Origin of the sequence: Aeromonas sp. Marseille-Q5825 (assembly GCF_946892685.1) — a bacterium.
In the GTDB taxonomy this organism is placed as follows: domain Bacteria; phylum Pseudomonadota; class Gammaproteobacteria; order Enterobacterales; family Aeromonadaceae; genus Aeromonas; species Aeromonas rivipollensis.
The window spans coordinates 484837-509922 of the sequence record NZ_CAMPOU010000001.1 but is presented as its reverse complement, the minus strand read 5'-3'; the positions used below and the strand labels follow the sequence as shown (position 1 = coordinate 509922).

At 52.3% G+C, this 25086-nt stretch carries 18 protein-coding genes; 9 read left to right on the top strand and 9 right to left on the bottom strand.

Translation table 11 applies throughout. From position 1 onward, the window contains the following. The first annotated feature begins 634 nt into the window (after positions 1 to 634). Positions 635 to 2218, top strand: coding sequence for a DNA cytosine methyltransferase (locus OC537_RS02410; protein ID WP_262109021.1), 1584 nt, complete (start codon positions 635 to 637; stop codon positions 2216 to 2218). A 123-nt stretch (positions 2219 to 2341) separates the two neighbouring features. On the opposite strand, the gene mzaE is transcribed toward OC537_RS02410, so the two are convergent. Genes mzaE through OC537_RS02385 form a run of 5 tightly spaced genes read right to left on the bottom strand, consistent with a single transcriptional unit; the run spans position 2342 to position 12033 of the window. Further along, positions 2342 to 4141 carry an MZA anti-phage system associated AIPR family protein MzaE gene (mzaE, locus tag OC537_RS02405; protein WP_193558668.1) on the bottom strand — a complete coding sequence of 600 codons (1800 nt, stop codon included), beginning with the start codon at positions 4139 to 4141 and terminating at the stop codon, positions 2342 to 2344. Beyond that, a complete protein-coding gene (gene mzaD, locus OC537_RS02400; RefSeq protein WP_257684546.1) occupies positions 4142 to 5143 on the bottom strand; it encodes an MZA anti-phage system associated PD-(D/E)XK motif protein MzaD in 1002 nt (333 codons plus the stop codon). Continuing rightward, positions 5127 to 7973: an MZA anti-phage system associated Z1 domain-containing protein MzaC gene (mzaC, locus tag OC537_RS02395; RefSeq protein ID WP_262109015.1), complete on the bottom strand. Its 2847-nt coding sequence runs from the start codon at positions 7971 to 7973 to the stop codon at positions 5127 to 5129. The genes mzaD and mzaC overlap by 17 nt, the downstream gene beginning before the upstream one ends. A gap of 14 nt (positions 7974 to 7987) precedes the next feature. After that, a complete protein-coding gene (gene mzaB, locus OC537_RS02390; RefSeq protein WP_262109013.1) occupies positions 7988 to 9484 on the bottom strand; it encodes an MZA anti-phage system associated ATPase MzaB in 1497 nt (498 codons plus the stop codon). Further along, positions 9484 to 12033, bottom strand: coding sequence for a sigma-70 family RNA polymerase sigma factor (locus OC537_RS02385; RefSeq protein WP_262109011.1), 2550 nt, complete (start codon positions 12031 to 12033; stop codon positions 9484 to 9486). Before OC537_RS02385 ends, mzaB begins: the two co-directional genes overlap by 1 nt. A 616-nt stretch (positions 12034 to 12649) precedes the next feature. Here OC537_RS02385 and OC537_RS02380 point away from each other — a divergent pair. Next, entirely contained in the window at positions 12650 to 13093 is a 444-nt protein-coding gene (locus OC537_RS02380) for a LexA family protein (RefSeq protein WP_257684550.1), read from the top strand. Beyond that, positions 13074 to 14333 carry a translesion error-prone DNA polymerase V subunit UmuC gene (umuC, locus tag OC537_RS02375; RefSeq protein ID WP_262109006.1) on the top strand — a complete coding sequence of 420 codons (1260 nt, stop codon included), beginning with the start codon at positions 13074 to 13076 and terminating at the stop codon, positions 14331 to 14333. The genes OC537_RS02380 and umuC overlap by 20 nt, the downstream gene beginning before the upstream one ends. 262 nt (positions 14334 to 14595) lie before the next feature. Here the strand turns inward: umuC and OC537_RS02370 are convergent, their stop codons facing one another. After that, positions 14596 to 15516, bottom strand: coding sequence for a viperin family antiviral radical SAM protein (locus OC537_RS02370; protein ID WP_262109004.1), 921 nt, complete (start codon positions 15514 to 15516; stop codon positions 14596 to 14598). A 185-nt stretch (positions 15517 to 15701) separates the two neighbouring features. Between OC537_RS02370 and OC537_RS02365 the strand changes: the two genes are divergently transcribed. Next, positions 15702 to 18431 carry an ankyrin repeat domain-containing protein gene (locus tag OC537_RS02365; protein ID WP_262109002.1) on the top strand — a complete coding sequence of 910 codons (2730 nt, stop codon included), beginning with the start codon at positions 15702 to 15704 and terminating at the stop codon, positions 18429 to 18431. Positions 18432 to 18962: 531 nt separating this feature from the next. Here OC537_RS02365 and OC537_RS02360 read toward each other — a convergent pair. After that, the gene (locus OC537_RS02360) at positions 18963 to 19394 is read right to left on the bottom strand and encodes a GNAT family N-acetyltransferase (protein WP_262108999.1); all 432 of its coding nucleotides are present in this window, start codon (positions 19392 to 19394) and stop codon (positions 18963 to 18965) included. A 182-nt stretch (positions 19395 to 19576) separates the two neighbouring features. Here OC537_RS02360 and OC537_RS02355 point away from each other — a divergent pair, with 182 nt between their 5' ends. Continuing rightward, on the top strand, positions 19577 to 20077 hold the full coding sequence (locus tag OC537_RS02355) for an SRPBCC family protein (RefSeq protein WP_025326286.1): 501 nt from the start codon (positions 19577 to 19579) through the stop codon (positions 20075 to 20077). A 60-nt stretch (positions 20078 to 20137) separates the two neighbouring features. Here the strand turns inward: OC537_RS02355 and OC537_RS02350 are convergent, their stop codons facing one another. Continuing rightward, positions 20138 to 20644 (bottom strand): GNAT family N-acetyltransferase, encoded by a 507-nt coding sequence (locus OC537_RS02350; RefSeq protein WP_234678219.1) that lies wholly within the window; start codon positions 20642 to 20644, stop codon positions 20138 to 20140. 170 nt (positions 20645 to 20814) lie between these two features. Further along, on the bottom strand, positions 20815 to 22026 hold the full coding sequence (locus OC537_RS02345) for a GNAT family N-acetyltransferase (RefSeq protein WP_262108994.1): 1212 nt from the start codon (positions 22024 to 22026) through the stop codon (positions 20815 to 20817). Positions 22027 to 22245: 219 nt separating this feature from the next. On the opposite strand from OC537_RS02345, the gene OC537_RS02340 reads away from it, so the two are divergent. The 4 genes from OC537_RS02340 to OC537_RS02325 all read left to right on the top strand — a co-directional run bounded on the left by OC537_RS02340 (position 22246) and on the right by OC537_RS02325 (position 25026). Beyond that, the gene (locus OC537_RS02340; RefSeq protein ID WP_163156139.1) at positions 22246 to 23064 is read left to right on the top strand and encodes a DUF3100 domain-containing protein; all 819 of its coding nucleotides are present in this window, start codon (positions 22246 to 22248) and stop codon (positions 23062 to 23064) included. Continuing rightward, positions 23061 to 23510 carry a hypothetical protein gene (locus OC537_RS02335; protein WP_005339141.1) on the top strand — a complete coding sequence of 150 codons (450 nt, stop codon included), beginning with the start codon at positions 23061 to 23063 and terminating at the stop codon, positions 23508 to 23510. Before OC537_RS02340 ends, OC537_RS02335 begins: the two co-directional genes overlap by 4 nt. Beyond that, positions 23510 to 24691, top strand: a complete 1182-nt coding sequence (locus tag OC537_RS02330; protein ID WP_262108989.1) for a M20 family metallopeptidase — start codon at positions 23510 to 23512, stop codon at positions 24689 to 24691. Before OC537_RS02335 ends, OC537_RS02330 begins: the two co-directional genes overlap by 1 nt. 83 nt (positions 24692 to 24774) lie before the next feature. Further along, positions 24775 to 25026, top strand: coding sequence for a hypothetical protein (locus tag OC537_RS02325; protein ID WP_262108987.1), 252 nt, complete (start codon positions 24775 to 24777; stop codon positions 25024 to 25026). Positions 25027 to 25086: the final 60 nt, after the last annotated feature.

The following is a 25086-nucleotide window of genomic DNA, read 5'->3' as shown; positions in this document are numbered from 1 at the left end:
CTGATTGGATATTCCAGACATGGTTAATAAATGGAAGTAAAAACAATGGGACCGTTATCTTTGAAAATGAGGACAGAGAATGCTATGAAGTTATTGATTTCTATTATAAAAACGAAGACCGCCATGAAAGAATGTTATATTCAGGAGGGTTAACAGATGTTATAAATTATTCCATCCACATCCTAAAAATTTCTTTTTAAAAACAACATAATTTTTCATACAGATGGAATTTTCAAAAATATTATAAATGCATAACCATTACAATAAATTCCAAGTTACTATCAATCTGCCCAATTAATCGTGCGAAAACATGGCGAAAGCAACGATGTAAAGCCCCCAATATACATCAAGCTGGGCGAATACCTACCAGCTTAGCTCAGATAGATAATTTAACACTTGGTAGTAAGCAAGTCATAGCGATGTTGTCCCAAGAAAGCCTTCATAAGGCCATGGCACCGACGCCATGCATCATACGGAACCGATTGAACAGCCTTCTCCGGCATACATCCGATGTTACCAGCCCCCGCCATGAGCCTTACGCAAGGCTTTTTATCGACAAGAGCCACGCTTTGGCTTCCCGTTCACGCATCTTCCTGGTATCTTTGTTAGCTGATCAAAAACACAGTATTAGACCATGAACACCGTTTTATCACCGATCCCAATTATCGATTTATTTGCTGGTCCAGGAGGACTAGGCGAAGGTTTCTCTTCACTTAATGAAGGTTCTTCCTTCCAGATTATGGTCTCTGCAGAGAAGGATCCTGTTGCTCACCAGACTCTAAGACTCAGGGCTTACTATCGATTACTCAAAAGCAACTTTCCTGATGGACTATCAGATTACTATCAGTTTTGCAATGGGAAATTACCTAATCCTTTCACTGAGAGAACCTATGAGTATTGGGAGCGAGCAAATCATGAAGCGATGTGTATTGCTATCGGTAGTGATAAGGGGAATGCAGCCCTTGACTCTGCAATTACAGCTGCATTAGGCAATAAGGATTTACCATGGGTCCTCATTGGCGGACCTCCATGTCAAGCATATTCTCTTGCTGGGCGCTCGAGGAATAAAGGTAACTCTAACTATATACCCGAAGATGATTCTAGGCACTTCCTATACTTGGAGTATTTAAGAATCATAAAAAACAATAAACCAGACATTTTTGTCATGGAGAACGTGAAGGGTATTCTTTCATCAAAAATAAATGGTGGTTTTATTTTTCATCAAATCCTAAGAGATCTTGCAAATCCTAGCATGGCATTGGATAAAAAAGATAATGGCTTACGATATAATATCGTATCTCTTGTCAATGATGAAACATTCATGGATGGTGATGATCCACAAAAAATAGATGCAACTAATTTCATTATTCGCTCCGAAGACTATGGAATACCTCAGGCTCGTCATAGAGTAATTCTACTCGGTATCAGAGACGATCGTTTCAGCCATAATTTGCCTAAGCTAAACAAAGAGAGTCGGATTACAGTTAATAATGCTATTGGTAATCTGCCCCCATTACGCAGTAAATTAAGTCGAGAAGAGGACTCTGCTGCTGCATGGGAACAAAAAATCCGAGAAGGATTAAAACTGCTTGCAAACAATGCAATTAAAGAGTCCAAACTCACTTCAGAGCTGATAGATAATATTCGTAAAACAGCTGATTTTCTTCAGAACGTTGATACAGGCTCTCTCCAATATCCAAGAGAGAAAAATGAAGGTACTACTGGTATTAGTGAACTTGACAAATGGTTCAATGATGACCGACTGAAAGTTTGGCTGAACCACGAAACCAGAGGTCATAGAATTGATGATTTGATTCGATACGGATTTGCTGCATGTTTTGCTAAAATAGAAGGAAGATCGCCAAAGGGGCACAAAGAATTTTGTCTTGACTCCTTAGCTCCAGCGCACAAGAATTGGGAAAGTGGGCATTTTTCGGATCGGTTCCGAGTTCAACTTTCTGATGCACCTTCTACAACAATTACAAGTCATATATCTAAAGATGGGCATTACTTCATTCATCCTGATCCGACACAGTGTCGCAGCCTCACAGTAAGAGAAGCTGCTCGTTTACAAACCTTTCCTGATAATTATTTTTTCCAAGGTGGACGAACTCAGCAATATCATCAAGTGGGTAATGCAGTGCCTCCCCTATTAGCAAATAAAATAGCTCGTTTGGTGTTAGACATTTTTCAAAAATCTTCTACTTATAGAAGCTGATATCTTAGATGTCTTATCTGTGTCAGAAGTACATAAGAAACCATAACACTATGGCTTGGTAAGTCCAAGCCATAGTGTAAGGATTAATACGATAAATTTAATTAACCTATGCGATGTTAAATATTAGGAGAAATTTAATTCTGGAATATCTACTCTTGGCTGAGAAAATGGACGAGAGAACATAATCTCCCTACATTCAGGCCGCTTCGCCCACTCTGAAATCATTCGCCCGTTTGCAGTCGCATGAAGCTGTGCATTCACCTCGTCTGACCATATTTCAATCTGCTCGAGAAGTTGCGGCGATACAGTCTGGGTGGACCAAATACGCTCCAGACTCAGACGCTCACCAAGCTTCAGGGACACAAGAGAGACTGTATATGCAATCACGTTCGCTTGGAATGCGGCAAAGCGTGGGCGTATTCTACGCTGCGCTTCCTTGAATAAAATGACTTGAGCAATGATGCTCTTGTACTCAGCAACATCAGTCAGCCCCCTAGCCTCGCCAGCTGCATTAATAATATCCATGAACGCTTTGAAGTTCTTTTGGCCCCCTAGACTCACCAAGTCTGGTCGCTGCATCCAAGCACTTTGATATTTTGCAAGATCCGTTTTAGTAATCTTGCGAGTTGATGGTATACCTTCCTGTATACGCTTGATACCAGCTGGTGTTTTACCTTCACGTTCAAGCATCACTTTGTAGCTGCCTGTGGCCCGCTCGTAGAACCACCGACTAACGCCATCAGGGCAATATGTAGCCATAGCAAGTTTTTCGAGCTCTACGTGATAAGGCATATTTGCAGACAAATCAGACAGTTGAACTTTATTCTGACTATTGGCATAGCGTGATATATCTGAAATCAGACGTTCTTCCTGCTCTGAACCTACATTTTTCAACACGATGATTTTAGCGGGAACTCTGACCTGAGAGAGATTAATATCTGGAAATTTTTTCTTCGTGAAGAACATCGATGCTGTCGTCTGACCACCATTCACGATCTGCATGCCTTTAAGCCCGAAAATACCGAGGCTGCCATCCTCGGTACGTCCCAAGCTGGCCTCATCAGCAATAATGACAACCCCATTGTTGTAGGCCATAAACCGTTCAGGCTGCTTGCGTAAAGTCTCTGCAATCCCTTTATTGACCCCGCCAACTTGGCTCAGAAACGAACGGACATTGGCTTCAAGAATACGTGCACCATATTTTTCATACAAAAATCGTAGGGCTTCACCGGGAATAGCTGTCATTGCATAATCATATTCCCCCATCTGGTCCGGAACCCAGATACAGGGCAGAGGGCCGCCAGATATATCCTGGAAATTGACAATGAGTTCATCTCGTGGACGCCCCTCCTGCCAGTGATTAAACAAACGCTGGATATCCATAACTTCAAGCTTTACAACCTTACCGGATATTGTACGCGGTTGATATGTACGAACTTTTGCACGCCTGTCGGTCAAAACAAAGACTCGGATCTGCTCAAGGTCAGGATAAACCTGCTTAATTGTGAGCACTAGAGCATATGCCGGATGGGACTCGTCCATTTCCTTGGCTAGTTTGCCCTCCACACACATCGAAAGAAAGCGCAGGCATTGTTCGGCTGCTTTCTGTGCTTCGGCATTAGGAATGTCGACAATTTCATCTAGGCCTTCGTAGTCGCTCACATACAGATCTAGCTGTTCATTGTCTTCAGAAACAGCGAAACCACTCAACCTCACATTTCCTGAACCTAATCCACTTCCAACTCTGGCATCGTATGCACACACTTCAGGATCAAAAGTCATCCCGATATCGGCCATATGTCTTGTAACGATCTCAGTAAAAAGTAGCTCCGGGAATGCTGCTTCTCCGCCCTCAATCCCTCTTTCGACAGTTTCATCACGAACCTGTTGTTGCGTTTGACGCAAAAAATCAACCAATTCCATTCAATTCATCCCAATCATTTCAATTGCTGCGTCAGCTAGGCACTCTTTAGCATCAATCGCATCCAGCTCTATCTCATACTTTGCACGGACCACTCCAACCGGAACATTCCCGCCAGTAAGCCTCGGAAAAGTTTCATCGATAAGCATGTAACGTGTACTCACTTCGACAAACTGTCTTGTATACAAATCGGCGTGCGCATCGAGGTACCCCGCATGCAGTAAGGCAAAACCGAAAACAACTGCTGTGGCCTCATCCATCTGCTCTTTTAACGATGCAATACGAACAGGCAGAGAAACCCCTGACGGATCAACTGAAAATCGGCAAGCACAAAGAAACAGAGGTTTGCGAACACTGTCATCTAACTGCTCAAGCGACAGAATAGAGGCGGAAAATCCGTCTCTTGCCAATGTGCTTTTGACTTCAATAGCCCCATGTCCAAGCTGAAAATCTTGCAAGCCATCCATCGGGCCAGTCCAGCCTTCCACAACACTTTCAGCCGAGCAGCCTGCAGCTAGCAATGTGGACATGCACTGTAATTCACCAACTAGACCCAACTCCGCTTCGGGGCTGAGCATGGTAGCTCCTTTCTTCATGAAGCTCATCCACGCACGCAAACGCTTCATGAATATATTCAATAGTTGGCGCCCATCTAGAATTGAGCTACCCAACAAAACTGCAACAAGATCTGCCACGACCGTAGCAAACAGATCAAGGTTTCCTCCTGGCTGGCGTACCAATGCCAACCACTCTTCATTATTATTCCCTAGCTTAATTTTTTTGACCTTGAATCCAGTGGCCGCAGGTAGTCCATGTAATGAACCAATATCTCCATTGCCAAACCGGACTAACAAACCTTCCTCATTCCCAGGAAAACAACGGCCAGCTCGCAAAGTACACACACCTTCCGGCACAAGCAAAATCGTTCTCCATACGTCCTCGTTCGACACACCTGATAACGCGCGCCATGTCCCGAGGATGTCTTCCTTACTCAGCAGATCCAAATTCTTGCTCCCAGAAAATATGTCCGACCTTGTAGTCGACCTTGATCCCACTGTTGTTGCTGGGAAAACTGATCCCGAATGCCACGACAGGCTCATGACCCTCAGGTAAACCTGCATCCACTGGATTCAGCAAATAAATCAGCAATAATCCCGTTTCCGGGGAGGCAGGAATTCTCTCCGCACCGAATCCACGTATCTTTCTCAGGGCTGGCCCATTTGGAGTCACAGGTTCCTTCTTGCCATCCGGTCTGGCGGGGTCGGCATGCCAGAGTCTTTTCGTTTCATCGAGCGCAGCAAGCCAAGCTACTTCGTCAAGATCCAGCGCCTCATCTCGCGGAGACAGCAGTCGGCCAATTGCGTAGCGACCGGCGGCCTGCTGTCGATTAGCTCGTTGGGTTAGCGGTACAACAAGGTCTTCGATCTGCCAAGCGCCCTTGTCAATGCTTCCGCCAACTACAGCCACGTTCCAGTTCAGCAGATAACCATCAAGCGCCATTGAGTCGATGAACTCACACAGCATCTGGCTGTTCACCTTGTACGCGCTAGGGTGAGTCGTATAACCGGCAAGAAACGACGTCACCTCAGCATGGGATACATTTGACCAGTACGCTCCGGTCCAGCGATCGCGTCCATCCCCACGTTTCCTCTCCGGTATGGTTGAAGGCTTTCCGATCACAGAAACAAAACTCTGGAACGAATCGAAGTTTGCACGAACAATCACAGACTCTTTGTGCATTGACACTGTTTCGACCACATGCCCACTAAAGGAAAGTCGCAATGTCTTTGCAGATCGCATTTTCAAGGGAGAAGTCACCATCAGTACAGGGTGCGATACGACCTTGAGACCGTAATCACGTGGTGTCCCACCACTGGCAACCATCATGTCGAACTCTTCACGCAGCTCTTCTGAGGCATCGGCAATATGCTCAAACCACTCGACCAGATCCGCTGTCGTGTAGAGACGGCAAAGATCAAGGTAACCAGGCCGATAACCAAACCACCTTCCCATTTGCATCAAAGTGTCATACATTTTTGATGCACGCAGGAAATAGCTTACACATAGTCCCTCTAAGGTCAGCCCCCGTGCGAGCTTATCACCACCAATTGCAATAACCTTGAGTCCCTTTCCAGAATCTGCGTAATCCAGTGCGTCCTTGGCCGTACCATTAATCATCCTGACAGAAAGTTCCGAAACAATATCCGGTATCTGCTCAACAATTTGCTCCCACGAATAATCGTACCGGCTGACCATATCAGGTATTTGTGCATGCAATTCGGTGGAAACAGGCAAGAAGTCCTTTTGCCAGAGTTCGGCAAGGCGCCCCAAAAATCCTTCATGGCCGATTTGACGTTCTACTCGTTGCAACTGTTGTCGAATATACTGATCTACTACAGCATGTACCGCCGCCTGAGTCTGATTAAATCTTGTTACGTGAATAAGCATTGAACTATGGGAATCACCCTGTCCCCGCAGTTTTCTCAATGCACACGTAAGTACAAATGAATCTATCGCCTGTACCAATGACTCAGGCATGCCAAATTCATTGTCGATTTTGGGATTGTGTCCATTCTTGTGAGATATCGGCATCCAGCCAGCCTTGCCATCGTCAGAACAGTGGTCATCAACCTTGCGTACAAGAGGCAATGCATCCGCACGAGTTCCACCATTGTTGATTCCAAACAGGCGCGTTGGCCCTACATAACTGGATGGTGCGCCGAGATTGACAATAAATGCGGCCGGAAAGAGATCTGGCCCCTCTTTCGGGGTGGCATTTCGCTCATGAATGAAAATGTTCGCAAACGGTGTAGCTGTATAGCCAACATAGGCCTTACGCTGAAAAGCGTGCAGTATCTTACGAATAAGTCCATTAATGGCTTTAGGCTGATGCTCCTCGTCAGGCAGTCCATTCTCGCCAAAAATTTGTTCACCCGTATCAACAGAAGCATTGTCTGCCTCATCATCGATGACCAGCAAGGGAAGATGTGTCACGATCTTGCGACCGGACTCTGCCTCGACGGTGTTGGCTACATGATTGACGATCCACTTGTGCAGACGTTCAAGGACTTTCTTATTCTTCTTGACAACAAACAACCACGGTCGCTCTTCCGGAGAAATCCCGAGATTCTTCGCGGCGGCCATGCTGAAGTCACCTTTTTCAGAACGTGTTGTTGCGTAGTGCGGGCGAATCGCAGGATCCCGGTCAATCAGACCGACACCGATCGGCCGGGGTTCGTTACTGGAAGAGTGTGTCTCATACCCCAGAAACCCCTCATCAAGACGCATCTGAGTTTGAGAGCGCAAATTGTTGTGCATTCCAGCCAGAACAATGATGACCTTGTAACCAGCATCAGCCGCCTTGCAGATCAACCCGGTATAGTTGCCCGTTTTGCCTGATTGCACATGACCGACTACGAGACCTCGGCGATCCCAAGCACCTTCGCGGCAAGGATCCTCCAGCATGGACAAAACCTGATCGGATGTTTCATCGAGATTGGCAACAGCATTTGCTGATAGTCGTGTCTCCTGCATTTCACGATAACGCTGCCAGTAACGCCATTCCTTCTTACGTTGCGCGGTCAACCAAGCAACGTGATCCGACACATCGCCGAGCATGCCCCCCGTTCCAACCCATTCGCTATGGCGGCGGATCAGCTCGTTAATAACGGATTCACGATCCAGATCTTCAGTCCAGCGAGGATTCAGTGCGAGCACGAGGTTTATTTTTTCAGAGATCAGACTGTGCGGAATAGACTGAGCATCTTCTGCCAGCAACAATTCCTGAACGATTTTGACCACACTGATCTTGTTTGCTTCACCTATTAAAGACACACGGCATTCCTTGTTTATAGCTGATCAGGCAAGCTGGCAACCAGCTCTGGATATTGATTGAACGGCTCGCTTCTCGATAGCCGTTCGCGCGCCATGCTCGAGGACATTCCTTTCACGCCTACCATATTTCGATAAAGCACCTCGAGCACCGATTTCACTTCTGCGGGTGGCTCCCCGGCAAAGCCGGTGCACGGAGCCTCCTTATTCTCGGCGGTGTCCAGCCAGATTCTCTGAACTGGTACAGTTTCTTCCAAGACGCGCAGCATGGCCTTTATCTGAGGCAGCAAAACACCTGCATCATCCAATACTGAACGGACCACCGGATGGTCCGTATCAATCCGGTAACGCATACCGCCCGCAAAGTGCTCTGCTTTCCAAGATTGTGCAACCTCCCCCCCCCCAGGCATTTTCGGTGCGATTCCGCGATGCACGAATGCTTTGCGGGCTCTGGAACGTGTATCTTCGGCATATCCAATCAACCAGCTTCGCAATGCAACGGGGGGCCTAGCCGTAGACTTGCGAATATCGATTTTCCAGTCGGCATCAGCTGTGTTAGGAATATCAAGGCGAATACGCGCCAGACGGTGCGCCTCGTCTTTTGTCCACGATCGCCCTTGGCCAAGCCCCAGCCAGCTGCCTGCAACCAGAAGACGCTCATTGCGATAGACATAGAACCCTTGCTGCGCCGTCCAGCCGTCAGGTCCTTCTGCAGTCTCGAACTCGGACGGTGATAACTTATCCTTATGCGGTAGCACATTGCATTGCAGCTTGACTGCCGCATTTCCTGGCGGTGATACGGAAGGTGATTGCCATGGTTTGCCAGGATGCCCAATAAGGAACGGGTCCCATGGTTTCACCGGCTGACCATTGATACGTAACAACAAACGTCGGGGATGCTCCAGATAACGATGAAAAACCATGCCAAGGTGCCGGTCTACCGCATCGATCAGATCCAGAAACTCCTGCTCTCCAACTCCTTTAGTCACAATACGATCCATCGCTTCCCACAGAACGAGAGTCCCCCGCCCAGCCTTCTTGAGAGGAGCCAAAAATCCTTCTGAACCTTCAGCTGGACCTTCAAGCAAGTACCAACCATCATTCTTTCCAGCGGCAAGTACATCCAAATCCCAGCGCAGGCATTGCAAACCATCCGGCCCACAAGCAGCCACGGTCAGACAACGGCATTGTGAAAACGAAGCAGTTTTCAAGCCGAGGCCGAAACGCCCTAGGTCATCTGCGCTGCGCTCATCGAGAGGGCTCTTTTCCCCAAGCCGCATTGCTTTGTCGATTTCGGCGGCGCTCATACCGCGGCCATCGTCCTGAATTTCAATCCGGCTCTGCTCATTGTCCCAAACAAAGCGCAAGTCTACCGTTACGGCACCAGCAGCAATGCTGTTATCGATGATATCTGCCAGCGCGGTCGCAGTGTTGTAACCCAACCCGCGCAAGGCTTCGATCATTGCGGCCGCACGGGGCGGTGCATGTCGCATATTCTGTACTTTCATATTCATCAACCTTCACGAATATCATCAGATAGACCGTTTTCATCCCAAAACGCAGCCAGTGCCTCACATCGAAACGGATGACGCAATTTGCGCAGGGCCTTGGCTTCAATCTGACGAATCCGTTCCCTCGTTAAATCAAAAATTTGGCCGACTTGTTCTAGGGTCAAATCGTCTCTTAGTCCTATGCCAAAACGATATTTGATAATCATGTGTTCACGATCTGACAGCTCGGACAGAGCTATTTTGATTGCATCCTCGAGCTCGTCTTCTTCTAAGCAATGGAGACCATCAGACTCGTTCCCAGCAAGTAATTCCGGACTGTCAATTTCATCAAAGCTACTAAGGAAAATTACTTCGCGACCGGCAACTTGTTTTACCTTGCAGACTTCCTCGACACTCATATCGAGCGACACCGCTAACTCGCTATCGCTTACAACATCAGGAGATTTTCCTTCCAGCTCACGAATACCGCGTTGCACTTTGTTGATTTTTTCCACTAAATGAACCGGCACCCGCACCAGACGAAGCTGGTCAGCAATACAGCGGGTAATGGCCTGACGAATCCACCAAGTAGCATAAGTAGAAAATTTGAAGCCAAGTTGAACTTCAAATTTCTCGGCAGCTTTCATCAAGCCGATATTACCCTCTTGGATCATGTCTTCTAGGTACATGCCGCTATTGCTATATTTGCTCGCAATGCTCATGACCAATCGCAGATTGGCATTAACTAGATCATTGCGGGCTTTCTCGAAGATCTGAATATGCTCTAACGCCAGCTCAGGCTGAAGCACCGGATCAAACAGATGTAATTTCTTTATCAAACCGGTCAGTAACAATGCAGAAGGACGAGGGATCATTTCATCGGTCTTACCAGATATATCTCCGGCACGTAAAGTGTTTACATAATCTTCAAAATTTCCGGAAAAACGACCTTCTTCATCAATTCTCTCGATCTGCTCCAGATCGGCAGCTTCATCCTCATCGAGCTCATCAGCACTTACCTCTTGTTGCGGCTGCACATCCTCAAAACAGTCCACCCAAGCGCTATCGGGCAAGGCAGCCAGATACCGTGCAAGAGCCTTGATGGCGGAGTCCATACGGGTCCCCAGCAATATTTCCCCATCTTTGGAAATCAAGCCGACTGCACGTGCATCCTGCGAATACGTTCTCAGAGTGCTTGAATTGAATGTATGCACCTCTGACAATGATTCACTTAGGTATGCCTCCAACCTCTCGAATGCCTCATCCAGCAGAACCGCAAGCTCCTCATTCACCACACCTTCCGCTGCGAAACTGTCCTGATTGGCTTCTTCAACCTTGATACCAAAATCTTCAAGTATCTGAAGAGTAGCGGGAAGTAATGCATCAGCAGCAGGGCCCGCATCAAGCTGGCAAGCCTCAGCGACCTTGTCAAAAGTGACCCACCCACGTTGAAAACCCTCGACAAAGACTGCTCTCAGAAACTCCTGCTCCTCGGAGCCCCGGATGACTGCAGGTTTCACCTCTGGCAGCTCAAGCTCCACATCCTCCCAAGATTCGTCAGTATTCAAAGCACGGTGTCTGGATATACGACTATGGGTTTGCGTCAGGGAAATCAGAAGGGACACATCTGATTTTGGCGTTACCACTTCCTCCTCTGCCTTCCAGCCAGAATCATCTTCTTCATGTAAATGAGCTGAGTCATTTTCCTCCTCCAGCTCAGTAACAGGAACATCTGAAAAAGGAAGGCGCAAACGAACAAAATCATGTGGCTCGGCTTGTGCAATATCATCAAACTGCGCACTTGTATCTGCATCAACCCATGCAGAATCCTCCGAAGGGGGGAAATCAATTAGACCATCAGATGCTTCATTCCAACTGGAATTAACCCTCTGTTGTTCTATACCAATTACATCTGGCTGGCTCAGTAATACATCCGGAACGATCGGCGTACCCCCCTTACCAAGATTATCTGATAAGGCAATCCACTGACAGGAATCACCTTCAATATCAGTGGACCTAGCTATATCTTCATCCCCTGAATCTCCATAATCAGATGGACCTGTATCCGCTGAAGAAACACCAGAACTTCCGGCAGAAAATACATCTTGGTGAGTCTGAGATACGGCTTGGACGGCCATGAAATAACCCAAGGATGTGGACTCAGCAGCTCTTTCATCCCCTAGAACTGCAGCTTTATCATCACCAACTATTTCATGCCGATGAATGTCTTCAGGCGTCACTACAACTTCAAATAACGAAGAACCAGCTGGTTCATCTTGGGCGCGATGCAGCATGCATCCGAGCACGTCATAACCCATCTCCGCAGCTATGCTAGATGCTGTTTTACCTTCGTTGCTAACCAGTGCTGGATTGGCCCCCGCATCAAGCAACAGCTCGCACAACTCTTGGCTTCCTTTTTCCGCAGCGAGCATCAACGGTGTCCTCCCCTGATCATCTCTAGCATCAAGCATGGAGCGGTTACGTATCTGTAGTTCCACTGCAGCCTTGGCACCGGATTTGATTGCAAAACGCAACATCGCACTGATTCTGGGGGGTGATTGATTTTCAAGCATGATAAAGCTACTCAGCGGGAGTGAATCTAGTAGCCAGCACCGAACTAGCTACTTCATGTTGGGCATCTGAGTGCCTATGACCGACTGTCACTCTGAACTATGTGCTGGTCTGATATACAGTCTGTGGGATCGTGCATGGGTAAAAGCTAAGTCCAATTGCAAAATGGTTACAGCCTATTTTCTTTATCAAAACCCATGGTAACAGACTCAATATGAACACATTCTGTTTGCCTAGCCTTTTTCTCACGGTTTGGTCTGTGATGAATGTGCCTAAAAGGCCTTTTGTGATCTGAAATGTCGGTCACAAATGCAATAATTTAATCAAAAATTCGATTGGAGGCCATTGATTTAGAACATTATTTCTAACACTGCTGACAGAAAAGTTAATTTGTAGGTCAGTGCGATGCTTGGTGCCATGAACCACTAACAAACGAATGTCGACGTTGCTTCTCAAATCGATGTAGCTTGAATGGAACTAACTAACAACGTGGCATCTGCATTACTGATGCTTTTGTTATCCATTGGCACTATGGTACGCCATCAGTGGAATGCAGGACTTGCGCTGGTTCAAAGGTGGTGCACTATAATGACTGTATATAAATACAGACGTTTTGCCATGAAGCTGTTAACCCCAGACCCATCACCCGCCGAGGTGACCATCCCGCTGTTCTTGCACCGCGCCTCTTGCGGCTTTCCCAGCCCAGCCAGCGACTATCTGGAAGGGAAGTTGGACCTCAATACCCACTGCGTGCCACACCCTGCAGCAACCTTCTATCTGCGTGCCGAGGGGGAGAGCATGACCGGGGTCGGCATCTTTCCCGGTGACTTGCTGGTAGTCGATAAGAGCCTAACCCCGCGCCATGGAGATGTGGTGATTGCACTACTCGATGGCGGCTTCACGGTAAAGACCTTGCAGCTCAAGCCGAAGTTGCGGCTGTTGCCAGCCAATCCGGCGTTCGCACCTATCGACCCTTGCATGAGCCTCTCCCTGGAGCTGTTCGGGGTGGTCACCCATGTGATTGGCAATCTGAGGCAGCGTGATGGCCATAGCGCTCGTTGATGTAAACAACTTCTACGCCAGCTGTGAGCGGCTGTTTCGCCCTGAGCTGCGTGGCCGCCCAATAGTGGTGCTCTCCAACAACGATGGATGCGTGATGTCGCGCAGCCCCGAGGCCAAGGCGATGGGCATCAAGATGGCCGGGCCCTACTTCAAGATCCGCGAGCAGTTCGAGGCGCATGGCGGTGTGGCGTTCAGCTCCAACTACGCGCTCTATGGCGATATGTCTGGCAGGGTGATGAGCACGTTGGAGACCATTGCCCCCGAGCTGGAGGTCTACTCCATCGATGAAGCATTCCTGTCACTGTCGGAGTCGTTTGCCGGAGACCTGACAGTCTATGGGCAACAGATCCGGCAGCGAGTGTGGCAGTGGACCGGACTAACGGTAGGGGTCGGGATCGGCCCCACCAAGACCCTCGCCAAGCTAGCCAACTATGCAGCCAAGAAGTGGCCTGCCACTGGCGGCGTCGTGGACTTGCGTGACGAGCTGCGCCGCGCCCGGCTGATGGCCATCACCCCGGTGGATGAGGTGTGGGGCATAGGGCGGCGCTTGGGGGCCAAGTTGGTGGCTCAAGGCATCAACACCGTGGCTGACCTGGTGGCCAGTGATGCCAAAGGGCTGCGCGCCCAATACGGCGTGGTGGTCGAGCGGATCGTACAGGAGCTGCGTGGCCTGCCTTGCGCAGAGCTGACCGTTCAACCGGCGGCGAAGCAGCAGATCCTCTCGAGCCGTTCCTTTGGGGAGCGCGTGACTGACCGTGGAGAAATGGCTCAAGCGTTGTCAGGCTTTATGGCTCGCGCAGCCGAGAAGCTGCGGGCCGAGGGGATGTGTTGCCAGCGGGTGCACCTGTTCGTGCGCACCAGCCCCTTTGATGAACAAGCCCCTTACAACAGTGAGCAGGCTGGCGTCCGGCTGGTCTGCCCTAGCGATGATACCCGGTTGCTGCTGCAGCAAGTGAACGTGCTGCTACCACAGATTTGGCGCGACGGTTACCGTTATCAGAAGGGGGGTGTCATGCTGAGTGAGTTCACCTCCAAGGGACAGCAACAGGCAGATCTGTTTGCCCCGTCCTCCGCTCAATCGGATGCGCTGATGGCAGTGATGGACCAGATCAAAGCCAAGGGATTGGGGCGCGTAGGCTTTGCCAGCCAAGGCACGGGGTCGCCTGAGTGGATGATGCGACAAGAGCACTTGAGCCCCTGTTACACCACCCGCTGGGAGGACCTGCCGGTGGCGAGGTAGAGCCACATTCACCAGCTCAAACATCATACGGCCGCAGGATATACCTATAAAACACGCATATTCTCTACAGATAAAATACCCTTACGCAAATCTCGCCGTAGATTATACAAGCAACGGCTGTCGCTGGGTGACCTGCTCACTGTCAAAGTCAGCAGCCCATCAGGGCTGATCAGTCGCCCATGTTTACCACCATTTTGAAAGGCCCACCCCTGACGAATCAGTTGGCGGATCAACTGATCGATATCTTTATTTGTACAGTACTTCATACGCCCACATCCGTATTGGTCTGGATATAGCGTGTGCAAAATCGCTTATGGTCAAAGCTCATTTCGCTAAAAGCCATCCCTGCACCAACCTCGAGGATTGGCCGACTGTAGGCATAACCCTGACCAGCAGGCAACAGAGGGGTGTTCTGAAAAAAACGCCCGTATGGATCAACCATCAGATATGACTCATGCATGTCTAGGTTGTCCTCGATACAGAGGATTTGAGAGAAGGGGTTATGGCGAGAAACAAACGCAGCAAACTGCTCGTCATTAACAGTCAGGTGTTGATTCACTACCGGCAGCATGCGCAGGACTTTCCACTTATCAGGCGCAAGACTCACGATCAGTGGGCCCAGATCTTCGTGGTGGTTGATCTGGTTAACCACGGTATTGAGCTTGATACGCAGCTCTGGGTTTAATTGACGAGCCTTATCCAAGTTGGCGGCCAGACCATTCAAGTCAAGTTGTCGGCCACGATAATCTACTCGCCCAATTGCATGATTGTTTGCGGCTGAAGCCGAATCAATGCTGATACCGAGCCAAGTCAGATATGGCGCCAGACGGTTTAGCAGCCCATCGTTGAGATAGCTGCCGTTACTTATTAACGAGACCTCGAATCCGAGGTCTCGCGCTTGACTGACGATGGATGGAAGCTTGCCCGCATGCAACAATGGCTCCCCACCAGCCAGATTGAGCCGTACTGAACTCCATTTTAATTGGCTAGCTAATGGGTTTGCACGGTTAGCCGGTCGAAAGAAACGGTACAGCTCGGTCAGAAACTTAGTGGTTTGCTCCGGATCTCGGATCAGCGCTCTCTGGCAAGTCATTTTATGCCAAGTCGCATAACAGTAGTGGCAACGATAGTTACAGGCTTCCGTTAAGTGCCAATTGATAACGATTTGAACGGGTAACGACATGATTAGGCTCTCTTTGGTCAAGGATACGCAAAGGGTGCCTATGGGTTGGCTTAAACGATATGAAACACCGTGTATCCCCCAGTTTTGCGGACTGTGAGAGGGGGGTACAGGGTATTTCAGTGATCCGATGGATACACATTGCCAGAATGGCCGAGACATCAAACAACCTCAGGATGAGACACAACATGAGCACCTTGCCACTACCCGAAGCCATCTTGCTGGAAATTCATCAAAGCCTTGGCTGCCAAAGCTATCCGACTACCAAGAAAACAAAGTTTGCAACCGGCCAGATAAGTCTTAAAGCTCACAAAAGTATGGTCGAAGAAGTCTTTGACGATATACTCAGGGCGCTAGGAATGGACCCACTGGCACAATTAGATGCACTCGACAACTTCATGGAATTTGTGCATGCCTACAAGTTGCTCGAGCTCAATACTTGGACATTCGCCGCAGATCAACGCCAGATCATCTGGACGATGTTGACGCATTTCTATATGCCGAGTCTGGCCCGCCGGATGGGGTTTTGGAACCTTGAGCAAACACTAGATAGAGGTATGCCGGGTGGGCGTTTCTGGTATCTTCCAGAGCCCTGCGAGGTGAATGGCAAACCTAGCCTATATATGCCGGTTGCCCAAGTGGTCGATTGGCTGTTGGACCTGCTGGGTATGCCTCTAGAGGCATTCGCAGAGCAACATAGTGGATTGATCGAGGATGGCAATGATGGTTTACGCCGATCCTTATATAACTGGCGTAATGGAACCACGATTCGCCCAGAGACCATCGATAAGTACTTTTCTGACAAGATAAAACTACGTTTTGACGGCGCGATATTACTCCACAACGATTGCAGCCCTTCTGCACAATTCAACAACGTTCTGAGTTTTTTGGAAAAAAAAGGGCTGAGTGCCGATAAGCTGCTGTTGGAAATCCCCATGACTCAACCTGGTCGCATAGAGTCAATTCTGGCCGGGCAGGCAGATGAAGACGAGCAAGCCACCTTCGTTAAATGCATCGCAGAGCGTTATGCAGCACCTTTACCCAACACTATCCGCCAACGCTTGTTACTTGCTCGGACGGTGCAGGATGGTTATGTACGGCTACTCAAATACCTATTTCCCAATATTGACAAGTTGTGTGCAGATCCCCAGCAAAATAAATTACTTCAACTATTCGCCATCTATAAGGCTATCTACAACCTGACTATCGATGCATACCGATATTGTAGAGAGCAGGGGGAAGCCGCTGAAAATGTGTGGTTCGAAGCACATCTGCCTGAATGGGACAAAAACGGCATATTCCTTTCGATCCTTCCTTCTCGTTGGGAAACTGCAAACCTAGAACTCGCTCAGTTATTGACTCATCATTTCTACCATTTGCAGCCTGGGGCGATGCTTGAAGATCACTTTGCACTCGACGCTGCATCCGCTATGCCCATCATTCAAAAAAAGTTGGAACTCCTCAAGGCGCATGCTGATGAGACACAAGCTACCTATCGGTTGATTGACCGGATGAGAACCTCATCACCTTGGCGCGCCTTGCAGGCAGAGCATCGATATTGGGTCGTCAGTCAGGTCGCGCAGCATCCGTCCCTAACTCCACGAGCCAAAGAGGCAGCGGTCCAGCGTTTGCAAGAGATAGCAGCAACACCAGCCGAAACCGTCCAAACAATTCTGTTCGGGCTGGACGGCTACCTGAATGGTGATCGCAAACAAAGGCCAAAAGACACAATAACCAAGGTACAAATCCTACTCGATGAAGCTGAAGCCAGCTCAGGGTATGAGTTATGGAAAGCCCCAATTTTGCAATACAAAGCCAAGCACCTGCTTGCCAGTAATGATTTTGAGGGGGCAACCAGACTGTTCAGAGAGGCGCTGGACGCTGCTTTGGAACGAAATTATGGCCCAGTGCGTGGTGAGATCGCGAGGGATGGTCTGGCCTTAGAAGTTGCCAACCAGAAACTAATCACCAATAACCACGAAAAATACTATCGGGAGATGCTGGCCGGAGGAATGATGGCCGAGTGCGATACGATTCCATCTATCGAGGATATTGCACGCTGGGCATCAGATTACTTTTGGGATGACCTATACAAACCCTATCCAGGTATTGAGGCCGAAATCCGTAGCATACAAAGTACGATGGATAAGTTACTTAACGACCTGCTGCCATTGTTCCAAGCTGGTGATGAAGAAGGATTGCAAAAATGGATCAAAGCCAATCGTTCATTGTTGAAATCTAGCCTGCCTGATGTCGATGGAAATTCCGTATTGATGGCTCTTCTCAAGATGTATTCTTCTTTTATGCAGATAATGCCTCCAATGAAGTTAATTGTTCCACTCGAGCTGCAAAGTGAAACGCGTCGGTTCGAGGCCATGTTGGCGCATTGGCGCTCGTTTATCGGCCAACTGGCACAAGAGAGCCCTAAACAACTAAATATCCCCGATATTAAAGGGCAAACCCCCTTGATGCTGATGGCTGAGAAAGGAGATACCGAGTTAGTAACCATCATGCTCAAAGCTGGCGCTGATCCAGAAATACAAAGCAGTAACGGAATGACTGCTCTACATTCGGCGATCAAGTCTGGGGTAGATAGTTGTGTGGATATACTCCTCGATCACCCGTGCAAGCGAGGCAATCTCACGGATGACGGGCAATCACCACTGCACACGGCGAGTTGGACTGCCAATTTGCATGCCGTCAGGCGCTTGCTGCAGCTATCCCCCAAACTCGCACGGCAGCGCAACTCTCAGGGAATGACCCCCCTAGAACTGATTAACCACTTGATCGACAACCCAGAGGCGTTAAGCCTCTTAGCTAACCAGCGGGCTCAAAATGGGCTGCGTTGTGCCACCAAGCAAGAGTTGCTCGTAACTGCAGACTTGCTTGCACAAGCGATGTCTGTGTTACAGAAATAGAGCGAACCTAAAGCGCATCGAAGGATGGGGACACTGATATAGCGTTCTCCTGTGATTTGCCATCTGAAGTTGAACGAACGATTCCGGGTTCTATGAATAGGCAAATTTGGACGGGGAATTTTTTTCCAATCGAGGAACTGATACAACAGAGAGCGCCGACTTTCGCAAGAGGCAGTTACCTTTTGAGAAAGGTAAGAGTTAAAATTTCCTTCACTGCCAATGAGCCATTACGAGCCATTCCAGCCCAGATAACACTATGTTACTGCAGAAGTTCTGATGTTAGGCATACAGTTAGGCATATTGAAATTTTCTGAATTGGCAATTTTTATTTAAAATCAAATAATTAACGGTCTAGTTCAACATCCCCCAGCCCAAACGTTTGGAAAAGGCCACTTCGCAGGAAGTGGCCTTTTTTTGTGGGTTGCGTTCATGCCTGAGCCGGCTCTGGTGGCCTGTCCGGGGCGCTGTAGCGGGCGAGATGGCCCTGCTGCCGCCCTCTGCCGGGGCAGAGGGCGTGCCTCGAGAGGGAGACTAGTCGCCGGATGTCAGGACCAGCCTGCGCCAGGGGCCCGTTATCTCGCAGTGGCCGGTCTCGTCCGTGTTTTGCCAGCCCAGGCGGTGATAGAACGCCAGCGCAGTGGTGTTGCGGGTGGCCACCTTGAGGGATGCCGGGGGCTTGTGTCCGGCCAGCCCGGCGGCCAGCAAGGCCCGCCCCATTCCCTGCCCATGCCAGTCGGCCACCACATAGAGGTGATGCACGAAACTGTCTTGACCCCAGATGGAGACGAATCCGCAGGGGGTACCGCCCTTCTCCGCCACCCAGATCTGCTCCCCCCGGGTCTGCTCGGCAAAATCCCCCAGCCTAAACAGGGAGGGCTCTACCCAATGGAAGGCCTGCCGCCTCCCCTTGAGAAACAGCTGCGCCAGCATGGGTTCATCTGCCTCTCGCATCTTTCTGATCATGAAGACATCCTTGATTTGCCTGCTCACTACCTCCCACTCTCGATGGATACCGCCGCCGTGTCAAATCGGCAAGATGGACCCTCTTGAATACATGATGCTGTGACGCAGGGCTGCCTATTTTATCGCCTTAGGGGCTATACTGCCTGGGTCCCGTCCATGACTGGTTTGAGGTTCACTGATTTATGGATAACAAGCAAATAGAAGGCAGCATTCTGGTACCCGCCCACATCGACGATGTCTGGCGGGCCTGGACCACGGAGAGCGGTCTGCGCAGCTTCCTGGCGCCGGAATGTCTGATGGTGCCGGAACCCAACGGTCCTTTCGAAATCTATTTCAGGCCAGAAGCCCCGCTGGGGGAGCGCGGCAGTGAAGGGTGCCGGGTGATGGCGGTCATGCCCCATGACTTGCTCAGCTTCAGCTGGAATTTCCCGCCCCAGTTTCCCCATATCCGTCAGCAGAAGACCCAGGTCAGCCTGCGTTTCGTGCCCGAAGGTCAGGGCACCCGGCTCCATTTCCTGCAAACTGGCTGGGCCAATGACCCGGATTGGGACCAGGGCTATGCCTACTTCAGGGAGGAGTGGCTGGAGCTCAGTCTGCCAAGGTTGCAGTATCGCTTCACCCACGGCCCCATCGACTGGAACAACCCGCCGGGCAAACAGCAGTTGAAGTCTCTGGCCCAGTGAGGCAGCAATTGAAATAAAGAAGGACCCTTAGCGGGTCCTTCTTCTATGGTGTTCAGGCGATTATTCCACCGGCTCTTCATCGAACAGGGGGTGGTAGAGCACCTCGCCCTGCAGGCCGGCCAGCCCCCCGGGCTGCAGCTCCATCGCCATGAAGCAGTCGGCGGGTACCTCGTAGATGCAGTGCAGGCCGAAGTCGCTGGCGGGCCTGAAGCCGAAGCGGCCATAGTAAGCCGGATCGCCGAGCACCACTACCGCCTTCCAGTCCATCTCGAGGGCCGTGTCCAGCCCTTCCCGCACCAGATCCGAGCCTATGCCCTGCCCCTGCCAGTCCGGATGGACGGCCACCGGCGCCAGCCCAAGCCAGGGACCTTCCTGGCCGTCAATGGTGATCGGGCTCAGCATCAGGTGCCCCATGAACTCGTACTCTTCCTCATCGACCATGGTGACCACGGCGGCCCCACACTCGCGCAGGCGATTGACCAGTTCGGCCTCGTCGGGACGACCAAAGGCGGCGCTCACCAGCTCAAAGACTGGCAGCATGTCGCCGGGACGCTCGGTTCTCAACATACAGCGTTACTCCTCGTACAGCAGGACGGCCATTATTTCACAGAAGTGGCTCCTGACTTGAGCGCCTTTATCCGAAAATGGGAGGGCTGACTCAGGAAAACGAATGGCAATCCATGCGCCAAGCGTCGCAATACCCCCTCTACCCCCTCTTCCCGCCGACGTTGCCAGCATCAAGCACCAGGCTCCAGCAATCGCAGCAGGTACCCGAGGCCAAGCTCGCCCCTGTCCTTGAGCAGGACGCCACCACCATGGGCCTGCACCCCGGGGGCCTCAGGCCCCAGCCAGGCGAGTGGATAGCATCTGACCGTCAGCCCTGCGGGGAGGCGCCGCTCACCGTCCGCCCCGGCCCCTTCCATGAAGAGCGCCACCTCCTGCCCCCCGACTTCGTCCTCATGGAGAATGGCCACCGCCACCCGCTCGTCCTCGAGCCAAGGGGCCAGCGCCTCCTTGAGGTCGTCCGGCAGGCACGGCGGGCGATCCAGCCGCCAATGATCCAGTTCAGCGGGTTGGCGCGCCGACCCGGGCCGCCGCCCGCAATGGTGCATGCCGAGCTTGGCCATCACCCGGCCTGAGGCCAGGTTGCCCGGCATGTGGCGGGCAGTCAGGGCGGGCAGGCGCAACTGCTCGAAGGCAAAGGCCCTGACCAGCCGCGCCGCCCGGGTGGCCAGCCCGCGGTTTTGCCAAGGGACCCCCACCCACCAGGCCAACTCGCCGTGCCAGTGCAGGGAGATGACCCCGAGCAGGGGGGCCGACTCATCACCCATGGGCAATGTCAGCGCCCAAGTCCGCCCCAGCCCGAGGGCGGCCTTGCGCCCGCTCATGGCGAGCCAGTCGCGGGCCGCCTCCGCTGGATAGGGGTGAGGAATATTGAGGGTGTAGCGGGCGAGCGCCTCATCCGAGCAGTAGCGCAGGACGGCCGATTCGTCAGCGGCTTGCAGCGGCCGCAGCACCAGGGCTGGAGAGGCTGCGCCCCCGGGTTCACGCAGCAGGGGCGTGGTCAGGCGCCGGGCCAGCAGGCGTTGCAGCGCGGCGGCCAGATCCCCATCGGCGCCGAGGAGCATATCCGCCCCATTGGGCCCCAGGGTGAGCAGGCCGCTCTCCTTGGCCAGGGTCAGGAGGACGCTGGAGGCAGAAACCAGGATCTGGCAGCTCGGGTCCGCCGTCATGAGGGGTGACTCACCCTCCCCCAACCAGGCGGCGAGCAAGCCGCTGGCCGAAAGGATGCCGTCGGGCGGGCAGCGGGCCCAGGGCGCAGGGGTCACTGCCCCTTGCTCGCCGCGCCTGCCGTGCAGCAACTGCCAACGGTTGCCCTGCCCCTGCCACCTCTGCAGCACCTCCTGCCAGCGGGGCTGCCAGAGCGCCTCTTCTATCAACAGTTCCATCCTTCCCCCTGCGACCGCCGAACGGCGCAGCATAACCGGCTGCTAATGGTTTGTTAACCCATATCTTTAGCATGGTTAAACGGCATACCCCATGAAAAAATGCCATATGGCCAGCTTGATGGCGGTCACATTAATGCCCCCCTGCCCTTCCTATCATGCCCCCATCTCGCAGCGGCCAGCGCCGCTCGTGAATGACAACGCATAACAAGAGAACACACTATGCAGCAAACCACTCCCCTCAAAACGGTGTTAGTCAGTACCCTGGCGACCGCCCTGCTGATCTTCGTGGCCCAGTACCTCATCGGGAAACAGGAGATCAGGATAGGCATCGCCATCATCCCCATACTGCCCATGCTCTTTGCCGTCATCATCGGCATGATAGTCTCCGCCAAGCCGGTCAAGGATCGCATCCCGGGCTGGAAGCGCCTCTTCAGCGAAAAGGAAGAGGGCTTCTGCGGCAAGATGGTGGGCTTCAGCCTGCTGATCCTGGGTACCCAGTATGCGGGCATGATCATCCCCAACCTCAAGATGATCCTCAGCGTCGGCGTGCCGCTCTTCCTGCAGGAGATAGGCAACCTGCTGCCCATCCTCATCGCTATTCCGCTGGCGGTGAAATTCGGCTTCGGCCGTCGCGCCATCGGGGCCTGCTCCTCCATCAGCCGTGAGCCTTCGGTCGCGGTGATCCAGGGCAAGTTCGGCACCGGCTCCCAGGAGTACATAGGCGTGCTCGCCATCTACCTGTGCGGCTCCGTCATCGGCACCCTCTGGTTCAGCGTACTCGGCAGCATAGCGCCCCTCACAGGTCTGCACCCGCTGGCCCTGGCCGCCGGCTCCGGCGTGGGCTCAGGCTCCATGCTGAGCGCCGCCTCCGGCGCCCTGATCAACGGCCTCGACGAGGCGCTGGCCCAGCAGGTGCTGAGCATAGCCGCCGCCTCGAACCTGCTCTCGTCTGCCCTGGGGGCCCTCTCCCTCACCTACCTGGGGTTGCCCCTTGCCGAAAAGATCTATGCCCTGACTGACAAAGGAGAGAAAGCATGAAGAGCATCGTGATGGATATGCGGTTCGTCTTTCTGGCGATCCTGCTGGCCATGTTTACCCAGACCCTGACCACGGGCACCCCGCTCTGGCTGATGGGCGACAGCTTCGTCGCCATGTCCCTGGTGGTGTTCGCCTCCCTGGTGGCCAAGCGCTATCTGCCCTCTTCGCTGCCGGCCTTTGCCTATGCCACCATCATCGGCATCCTCATCTGCCTGCCCGAAACCCCGGTGCGCGGCCTCTTCATCGATGCGGTGGCGAAGATCTCCTTCCTCTCCTGCTGCGTGCCGCTGCTGGCCTTCGCTGGTCTCTCCGTCGGCGGTCAGCTCGAGGAGCTCAAGAAGATGTCCTGGAAGGTGATCCTCATCTTCATGATTGTCTCCACCTGCTGCTTCTTTGGCGCCTCGCTGGTTGCCCAACTCGGCTTCTCCATTCAAGGGATCATCTGATGAACCACTACCATATCGAACCTGACCTCCTTGCCCTGCGCGACTTCAGCCACGAGGTGCGCCACCACCTGCACCGCATCCCGGAATACTCGGGGGCCGAGTTCAAGACCTCCGCCTACTGCCGGGGCTTGATGGAGGAGTTTGGCTACAAGATCACCGAGTATCCGGGCTTTACCGGTTTTCACGGGGATCTGGTCGTTGATCCCACACTGCCCACCATCGCCTTCCGTGCCGACATGGATGGCCTTGAGATGCACGACATGAGCGAGGTGGCGTTCAAATCCACCCATGAGGGCATGGCCCACAACTGCGGCCACGACTCCCACATGGCGATCGCCCTGACCACCGCCAAATTCCTGGCAGGGCACAGGGAGCGGCTGCGCTACAACGTTCGCGTCATCTTCCAGATGGCGGAGGAGGACATGCGGGTGCCGGGGGCAGAGAAGATGGTGGAGCTCGGCTGCATGAAGGGGGTGGACGAGATCTACGCCCTCCACAACGACGGCGCCATGGAGACGGGCACCATCAAGTTCAATCAGGGGGTCATGTCCTCCTGGGGCTCGGCCTGGACCCTGGATGTGCACGGCATCTCAGCCCACGGCTCCACCCCCCACAAGGGGCTGGATGCCATCCGCGAGGCGGTGCGCATCATAGAGGACATGGACTACATAGTCGCCAAGCGCACCAGCCCGTTCAGCCCCGCAGTGTTTGGCTGCGGCATGATCAACGGCGGCACCATCCCCAACGCCGTCGCCGATCATGTGCAGGCCCGCGGCACCATACGTGCCATGGACGCCGAGACCGACCAGATCCTGAAAAACAGCTTCAGGGACATGGTCGCCCAGAGCGAGCTGCGCGGCTTCAAGACCACCATGGTCCATGCCGGCTACCCGGCGGTGGAGAACCATGGAGAGGCCTGCGAGCGCCTGCTGCAGGCCGCCGCCGGCGTGCTGCCGGCCGAGGGCATCAACCCCCGGGGCCAGCCCATGACAGGCAGCGAGGACTTCAGCTACATGATCAACGCCACCCCGGGTCGCAAGGGGGCCATGTTCTTCCTCGGCAGCGGCTGCCAGGCCAAGGGGATCTGCAACTACCTGCACGCCAATCCCTACTATCTGGACGATGACTGCCTGCTGATCGGCGCCCAGATCTTTGTCAATCTGGCGACCAGGGCAGCCTGAGGGGCAACAGGGGCTCTGCAACTACCTGCATGGGAACCCCTACTATCTGGACGATGACTGCCTGCTGATCGGTGCCCAGATCTTTGTCAATCTGGCGACCAGGGCAGCCTGAGGGGCAACAGGGGCTCTGCAACTACCTGCATGGGAACCCCTACTACCCGGACGATGACTGCCTGCTGATCGGCGCCCAGACTTTGTCAATCTGGCGACCAGGGCAGCCTGAGGGGCAACAGGGGCTCTGCAACTACCTGCATGGGAACCCCTACTACCTGGACGATGACTGCCTGCTGAGCGGCGCCCAGATCTTTGTCAAACTGGCGACCAGACGCGATTAATCCCGCATACCGATAAACAAAAGAGAGGCCAATGGCCTCTCTTTTTTTGTCTCTGCCATT